1 protein-coding gene is annotated in these 7,351 nt (G+C 62.2%); it reads right to left on the reverse strand.

What is annotated here, in order from left to right:
* Positions 1–7,351 (reverse strand): glycosyl hydrolase (locus Q0349_RS11845; protein WP_298081202.1); only part of this gene is annotated, 7,351 nt, incomplete at both ends.

The following is a 7,351-nucleotide window of genomic DNA, read 5'->3' on the forward strand; positions in this document are numbered from 1 at the left end:
TTGTAGTCGCTGATTTTGCCCGGCTGTTGCCAGCTGGCCGCGTCGTCGCTGTCCAGCAGGAAGGCGAAGGTATCCGCGCCCGCGCCGCCGGTGAGCTGTGCTGTGCCGTGGCTGGCGATGAGGGTGTCGTTGCCTGCGCCGCCGTGCAGGGCGTGCGCGCCCGCCGTTTTGGTCGCGGCGAGCAGTTCGGTGCTGTGTTCGCCGAGGTATTGCAGCAGGTCGGCGCCGTCGTGGCTGACGAGTTTGGCGTAGGCGGAGGTGTCCGCGCCGTCGGCGGTGTGGACGCCGTCGTTGTTGGCGTCGTGGGCAGCCGTCCCGTCGGTGTGGTGGGGCAAGCCCCACCCTACGGTTGTATCGTGGTTCGTGGTGTCGGCAGCTGTGCCGTCCGCGTCGTGATGCGCCCGTTGGGAGGCGGGGTGGCTGTAGTTGGCGCTGGGGACGCCGTCGTGCAGGGTGGTTTCAACGCTGCCGGTGCCGATGGTCGCGCCTTGTGCGTTTGCCAGTTTGACGGTGTAGGTTTCGTCGCCTTCTTTTTTGCCGTCAGCTACGGTTTCGACGGTGAAGTCGGCGCCGGTCTGGCCGCGCGGGATGGTGACGCTGTGTGTCGTGGTTTTGAGGTCGCCGTCGTCGGTCGTGCCGTGGGCGATGGTCACGTCCACGGTCACGTCTTTTTCCGGCATTTTGGTCAGCGTCAGGTCGCCGAGGAATTTTTTGAAGTCGGCTTCCATTTCGTGCCCCGGCCAGGGGGTGTAGCTCTGGAATTTGCCGTCTTCGTCCACGCCCCAGTTCGCCCAGGTCATCATGTAGGCGAGGTTCATCGCGCCGTTGCCTGCTTTCATGGCATCGAGCAGTTCGCTGAAGAATTGGGTGTTTTCGTTGCCGCTTTGCTGGATGACGCGGTCGTGGTTGAGGCCAAATTCGGTGAATGCCGCCACTTTGCCGTGTTCGCCCGCGAGTTTGGTGACCATTTCGAGGTCGCGCACGGTTTGTGTGCGCCATTCGGCGTCGCTTTGTCGCGCCTGCGGCTCACTCTGGTAGGCGTCGTAACCGAAGACATCAACGTATTTGTCGCCGGGGTAGGCTTCGAGGTATTTGGCGCTGTCGCCGCCGAGGCTGCCGTTGGGCGAGTAGGCGTAGAGCAGGTTGTCCGCGCCTTTGCTGTCGAGGTATTGGTGGATGTGTTGCCACAGCGTCTTGTAGTCATCCGCGCTCATGTGGCCTTTGCCCCACCAGAACCAGTCGCCGGTGTTTTCGTGCAGCGGGCGGAAGATGACCGGGATTTTGCTGCCGTCGGCGCGCACGGCGTTGTTGGCGGCGGTGGCGACGGTGTCAAGCCAGTCGTGCAGTTTGCCTTGCAGGTCGCCGCTGATGAGGCGCTGGACGTCCACTTTGGTGGTGTCGAAGGCGGTGCCGCCACTCACCGGGTTTTTCAGGTGCGAGGAGAGGGTGACGGTCGCGCCGAGGCTGTCGGCTTCGATGAAGGCGCGGGCGAGCGCCTTGCCGTTTTCTTCCGGGGTTTGTGCCGGGTCGGTCGGGTTTTCGTCGGAGTCAAAGCCGAAGACGGCGGGGTATTTGCCGGTCATGGCGGCGACGTCGGATTTGCGGCCGTAGCCGTCGTTGGCGCTGTCGCCGCGCGCGCTTTCGTCGGTGGCGTGCTGTTGGCCAAAGAGGATTTGCTGGTGCGCAGCGAGGTCTTTCAGTTGTTGCAAGAGCGCCGCCGCACTTGCCGTTTTGCCGACGGGCGAGAGGTCGAGGCCGACGTGGTACTGCGCCGCGCTGCCTTCGGTGACGTCATGCGCACCGCTGAGGTTGGCGGTGATGTCGCTGGTGGCGGGCGGCGTGTTTTCGCTGACCGCCGGGGTTTCGCTGCTGGTTGGCGTTTCGTGGTGTTTGGCGTTGTCGTCGTAGGTCGCCTGTACTGTGATTTTCGCGTCTTTTTGCGCGGTGGTAAGGGTGAAGGTTTGTGCGGTTGCGCCATCAATCGCCTTGCCGTCGGCAAACCATTGGTATTTGACGCCGCTGGCGGGGACGCCGTCGGCATCGCTGACGGTGGCGGCAAGTGTCGCTCCCACTTTGGCCTCGCCTGTGATGGCAACGCTGCCTTCGTGGTTTTCGGCGGGCGGTTGTTGTGGCGAGGCGCCGTTGCCGTCCTTGCCGTCCAGTTGGTAAACGCGGACGTAATCGACTTCCATTGTCGCCGGGAATTTGTCGATGCTGTTGTGCGCATCCTGGTATTTCCCGGTCATGTAGTCGCCGCCGACCGCAACGTTGAGGCGCAGGTAGAACGGGATGTTGAACGGGCCGGGGTGATCAGTGGCGTTCGGCGCAGCGAAGTTATCAATGGTGTGGTAGTGACGGCCATCAACGTAGTATTCGAGCTTGCCTTCCTGCCATTTGACGGCGTAGGTGTGCCATTCGTCGCTGCCATCCACGTAGGTGATGCCCTGTTTGTGGCGGTGGTTGCCTTTGCCGTAGCCGGTGCCCCAGTGAGCATCGGCGGCAACTTTGATTTGCCCGTCGTGATCGCGGTCTTCGTTGTTGATGTAGCTGCGGGTTTCAAGGACATCTATTTCGCCACTGCGCGGCCAGCCACCATATTTGGCTTTGTCCGGGCTCATCCAGAATGCCGGCCACAGGCTGCCGTTTTCGGCATTCGGCATTTTGATGCGCGCTTCAAAGTAGCCGTATGTCCACGCCTGTTTGCCCTGGGTTTGCACGAAGCCCGAGGAGAAGTCGTAGCTTTTCTCGTTCTCGCCCGAGCCAGTCTTGATGGGGGTGCTTTCGTGGTGCGCGGTGATTTTGAGACTGCCATCGCTGACGGAGACGTTTTTGCCGGAATTGCTGTAGTAGTTTTGTACTTTTGAGCTGTTCCAGCCGCCGGTGGCGATTTGCCAGTTGCCGTCATTCAGCGCGGTGCCGTCAAATTCGTCCTGCCACACGAGGCGGTAGCCGCTTTGGCCGTCAACGGTGGCATCTGCCGCGCTACTGTCGGCATTTTCGGCGTGCTGCGCCTTGTCCTGATAGTTGACGTGGACGCTGATTTTTTTGCCCGCGTCTTCCGGGCGCAACTGGTAACTGCTGCCGGTGGCGCCGTCAATTTTCTGTCCGTCGCGCAGCCATTGGTATTGGATGTTGGTACTGTCAACGCCATCGTCGTCTTTGACCGTAGCGGTAAGGGTACCGCCGACTTTGGCCTCGCCCGTGATGGCAACGCTGCCTTCGTGGTTTTCGGCGGGCGGTTGCGGGTTGGGCGGGGGGTTGCCGTTATCGTTTTCGATGGTGATGTCGAGGGTCGCCGCCGGGGCGCTCTGGATGGCGGCGGTGGCGTTTTTGATGGCGTCCACCGCCGGTTTCGGGCTGCCGTCGTGTTTCCAGAAGCCGTAGTAGGCTTCGCGGTCGGCGGCGTCAAGCAGGTCGGGGCGGTTGTTGTGGTCGGCGTCGATGTTGGCGTCGGGGATGCCGTCGCCGTCGGTGTCGATGTTGACGTCCACGATGCCGTCATGGTTGTCGTCGCGGTTGAGGATGCCCTGGATGTAGTCGGCGCGGTCGTTCTGCGCCTGATACAGGATCATCGGCCCGGTGTAGGCGGATTTTTGTTGCCATTCGATCAGGGCTTTCATGGTGTTCGCCTGCCAGGTTTCGGCGATGCCTTCAAACATCGCGTCCCAGCCGGTTTCGGTCGGCCAGATGAGTTTGCCGCCGTCGCCATGCTCCTGCATGATTTGCATCAGGGTTTTTTCGCCCGCGCCGGGGGCGACGATGTCGCCGTTCATCAGCGCCCAGCCGTTGTCCTTGAAGTCTTTGGCGAGGATGCCGTAGGGGTGGTGCGAGAGCGCGTCAAAGTAGCCTTGTGCGCCCGCCTTGTACATCCGCTCGAGGAATTCTTGCGGGTTGATGTAGCTGCCGTCGGCACGGGTATCACCCACGGTCATGCCGCCGGCGAGAACGTTGGCCTCCGCGTCGGCGGCGTGTGCCGCTTCGTACACTTGTTTGAGCAGGCGGGTGTAGTGTTCGGGGTTCGGTTTGGGGTTCGCCCAGGTGTCGCGCCAGAATTCGTTGCCCGGTTCGTTCCAGAATTCGTAGTCGTGGATGCCCTGTGCGCTGTAGCGTTTGACGACTTCGCCGAAGAATCTGGCAAATCCGGCGTCGTGTTCGGCTTTGGGCGCGAAGGTGCTGGCGTGGTCTGCCCATTTCTGTTGTTCGGCAGCGCTTTGGTCGCCGAGTTCGCTTGCCCAGTTCGGCGTTCCCATCACTTGCATCATCACTTTCATGCCGTATTTGTGCGCCAGCTTGACGGCGGCGTCGATGTTGCCCCAGTCCCAATGGTCGCCGTCTTTCGCCTGTACCCGGTTCCAGCCTGCGGTGATGCGTACCCATTTGACGCCGAGTTCGGCGGCGCGGGCGTAGCTTTCTTCGATGGCGGCGATGTTGTCGCCCGTCCAGCGCGGGTTGACGGGTTGTACGCCAACGCCGTTGGTGCCACGGAAGCTCTCGCGGCCAATGTTGAAGGCGACGGCTTCGTGCTGGTTGTCGGGGCTGGCGTGGATTTTCGGGTCATAACTATAGGAAAGCGTACCGCTCGCGGCGTCGTAGCCGGTGAGTGTCAGCGTGCCTTTGTCGTCGTCAATGACGGTGCGCGGGTGATTGGCGAGCTCCGCCAGTTTGGCGGCGTTCAGCGTGGTGTCGCCGACGGTGAGCGCTTCGCCCGCGCCTACTTTGCCAACGACGATGCTGCCCTGGGTCGCGCCGTCGGTCTCGCGCACGGTGAGGCTGTTGCCGGTGGGGGGCTGTACGGCGGGGATGTCGGTGGCGCTGCTCACCGGGTTTTCTGCATGGTGCGCGTTGTCGTTGTATGTCGCCTTGACGCTGATTTTGTGGCCGGCATCGGCGGCGGTGAGCTGGTAGTGGTTGCCGGTCGCGCTGTCTATCGGCTGGCCATCGCGCGACCACTGGTATTGCACGGTGTCGGGGACGCCGTCGCTGTCGCTGACGGTGGCGGTGAGGGTCGCACCCACTTTGGCCTCGCCCGTGATGGCGACGCTGCCTTCGTGGTTTTCGGCGGGCGGTTGCGGGTTCTTGGTATGCGGCTCCGGCGTGTTGGAATGGTTGCTGCCGTCGTCTTTCATCGGGATGTAGCTGAAGGATTCGAGCGTGACTTTTTGCGGTTTGTTCGCCGTCCAGCCACCATCGGTGTTCAGCGTCCACATATTGCTGTGGATTTGTTGCAGGTTCGGCTTGATGATGTCGGTGCTGATTTCCTTGATCGGGAATTCTTCACCGGTGTCGGCGTTGCGCAGGCTCCAGCGGATTTTGGTCGGCGTCCACTCCAGTTTGGCGGTGGCGTGCGTCCAGCTGTCCGGCCAGACGTTTTCCGGCTTGATGCCGACGCCCTGGGTGTTGGTGTAGGGGTAGTAGGTGGTCAGCCCTTTGAGGGTGTCGCCGCCCCAGCGCGAGATTTCCATCGCGTCAATTTCGCGGTAGCCATCGTCTTTCGCACCATCCGGATAGTTCCAGTCAAAGGTGAAGAAGCCGCCAAATACGGTGTATTTGTCAAAGGTGCTGAAGTCACCCTTGAAGGTCATTTCGTAGGTGCCGTAGCCCATTGAGCGGGTCGAGATGATTTCGGAGGCTACCGGGGTGTGGCCGTCGGCGTTGGTTATGGAGAGATCAAGGCTGGTGTCGTGCTGCTGCACGTTGTCCTTGGACCACTGTCCGTTGGCGTGCGGGCTGCCGTCTTTTTTCCAGCTGTCGCGTGCGACCCATTTGAAGCCCGCCCAGTCGATGGTGGGCTGGCCGTAATTGTTCTCGTAGGTCGGTGCGGTGCCTTCGGCGGCGACGTTCAGGCTGGAGAGGCTGTCCTTGCTTTCAGCGTGCGCTTTCTGGTCGGTGTAGCTGGCGCGGACGCTGATGTCGTGGCCAACGTCGTCGCTGGTCAGGGTGTACTGTCCGCCGGTCGCGCCGTCAATGTTCTTGCCGTCGCGCAGCCACTGGTATTTGACTTCGCCCATGCCGTCTTCGTCGGCGAGGGTGTTGCCCGCATACAGGGTTTGTCCGGCCTGTACCAGACCGCTAACGGTCACGGTACCGGTCGGCGCATGGTTTTCGGCAGGCGGGTTGTTGTCGGCAACCGCGTCGGTCGCGCTGCTTACCGGAGTTTCAGCGTGGTGCGCGTTGTCGGTGTAAGTCGCGCGCACGCTGATTTTGTGGCCGAGGTCGTCTTTGGTGAGGGTGTAGCGGTCTTGCGTCGCGTGGTTGATGGCCACGCCGTCGCGCAGCCATTGGTATTGCACCGTGTCGGGGACGCCGTCGGCGTCGCTAACGGTGGCGGCAAGCGTCGCGCCGACTTTCGCCTCGCCCGTGATGCTGACGCTGCCGGGCTGGTTCGGCGCAGGCGGGGTGATTTGGCCGTCATCGGCAACCGCTTGCGTTTCCGCGCTCTTCGGCATTTCCTGATGTTTGGCGTTGTCTTCATAGACCGCCTGCACGCTGATTTTCGCGCCCTTTTGCGCGCTGGTGAGAGTGAAGGTTTGCGCGGTCGCGCCCGTGATTTCGCGCCCGTCGGCGTACCACTGGTAGCGGACGTCGGCGGGGACACCATCGGCATCGGTCACGTTTGCCGTGAGCGTCTCTCCGACTTTCGCCGTGCCGCTGATGCTGATGGTGCCTTCATGGTTCGGCGCGGGTACCGCGTCGGGATAGACCGTCATGCTTTTTATAAAGGTGGCGGTGTTGGCGTTACCCGCAAGGTCGCTGTATTTGCCCTTGCTGACCGAGAGGTAGGCGTCCGCGTCCGTCTGCCCGGCGGGGACGGCGTCGGGGGTGAAACGCACCCGGTATTCGGTGTCGCTGATTTTCTCGAAACCGCTGATTTTGCCGCCGTAGGCCTCGATGTCGCTTTCCTCAAAATCCTTCACCGGTTCGCTGAAGACAAAAGTCTGCGTCACCGCTTCCCCGGCTTTCAGGTTCATCTCGCCACGGATTTCCAGCAGGCTGGGCGGAATGCTGTCCTGCGGCGTGCTGACCGCGAACACCGCCGAAGTATCGTGCGCCAGCGGCGTGCCTTCCAGATCGGTAAACGCCCCGGCGGCGACGCTCACCGCCGCGTTGCCGTTGCTGGCCGCGCCTGCGGTGAAAGTGGCGGTGTACTCGGTGTCGCTGACCTTTTGGAAATCGCTGATGGTGCCGTTGGTGGCCTGCAAATCGCTGGCATCAAAACCGTTCACCGCTTCGCTCAACTTGAAAGTGAGCTTGGCCGGCACGCCCTCGGTGAGCTGATAACTGTCCGCCGTAATCTGCAACTGCGGCGGGGTCGGATTCGCTGGCGGAGTGTTGTCGGCAACCGCGTCGGTGG

Origin of the sequence: uncultured Cardiobacterium sp. (assembly GCF_938028185.1) — a bacterium.
In the GTDB taxonomy this organism is placed as follows: Bacteria; Pseudomonadota; Gammaproteobacteria; order Cardiobacteriales; family Cardiobacteriaceae; genus Cardiobacterium.